Annotated in this window: 1 protein-coding gene; it reads right to left on the bottom strand. The window is 74.3% G+C overall.

What is annotated here, in order from left to right; translation table 11 throughout:
• Positions 1-1,208: PP2C family protein-serine/threonine phosphatase (locus BI06_RS13085; protein ID WP_107113353.1), on the bottom strand; the 1,208-nt coding region annotated here is incomplete at both ends.

Below are 1,208 nucleotides of genomic sequence, written 5' to 3' on the forward strand. Positions count from 1 at the left end.
CGCCGCGGGCCTCCGTCACACCGTCGCTGTAGAGCACGCAGGCCTCGCCGGGGGCGAGCACGACGGTGTCCGACACGACCGTGGTCTCCGGCAGCGCGCCCACCAGGCTGCCGTGGGTCCGGGAGACCTCGACCCGACCGTCCGCCCGGACGATCAGCGGAGCGGGGTGGCCGGCAGCGGACAGGCGGACCGTCACCCGGCTCTGCTGACGCCGGACCGAAGCCAGCACCATGGTGGCGAAGCGGGTGTGGTGCGAGGTCAGCAGCGCGCGGTTGAGCAGCGACAGCAGCCTCGGATGGTCGTCGGCCAGTGGCAGCAGCGCGTGCAGGGTGTTGCGGATCTTCCCGGTGAGCACGGCCGCCTCCAGCCCCTTGCCGCAGACGTCACCGAGCACCGCAAGGGTCTCGCCGTCGGGGTCGGCCGCGGGGTGGACGTCGTAGAAGTCGCCGCCGACCCGGTCGCGGTCCACCGAGGCCCGGTAGCCGCCCGCGAAGTCGGCCCCGTTCATGTGCTCGAGTCGCGGGGGGAGGAGCTCCCGCATCAGCAGGTCTGTGATCGCGGCCTGTTCCGAGTACATCACGGCTGCCGAGACCGCCGCGCCCGCGCGCGCTGCGAACAACCTGGCGAAGACCTCCTCGGAGGGCGTGAAGGCGCCGTGGCCCGGTCCGCGCAGCAGTACCAGCGCGCCCGCCGGTACACCGTGGCCCGGGAGCGGGGTGACGGACACCGCACCGACGGCCGTCAGGCCCTCCGGCAGCAGCCAGTTCGGTGCCGTTTCCGGGTCGATCCACCGGGACGGCACCGGCGGAAATCCCTGGAGGGCCTCGGCCAGTCCGGGCACGGCCGCCGGGTCCGCCCGGACCTGGCCCCGCACCGGCCGACCGTCACGCAGGCAGGTCACGAAGCGCAACGCCCGCCCGCTGTGCGGCGAGACGACCACCGCGGCGTCCGCCAGGTGGGCGGCCGCCTGCTGCGCCGTGGTCTCCAGGCAGCGGTCGACGTTCAAAGAGTTGAGCAACAGGCCCGGCAACCGGGCCAGCAGTTCCCACCTCTCGCGTTCCACCACGGCGGCCAGGCCGCGATCGGTGTCGCCGACCAGCCACCACACCACGCTGCCGTCGGCCCGGAGCGACGGATGGGCCTCCACCTCGGCACCGGCGATGACGCCGCGGACCGCCGTCTCCGCCGCGGGTGCCCCCGGCCGGTGC

The sequence above is a fragment of the Kitasatospora sp. MBT66 genome (assembly GCF_000710405.2).
GTDB classification, from domain to species: domain Bacteria; phylum Actinomycetota; class Actinomycetes; order Streptomycetales; family Streptomycetaceae; genus Kitasatospora; species Kitasatospora purpeofusca.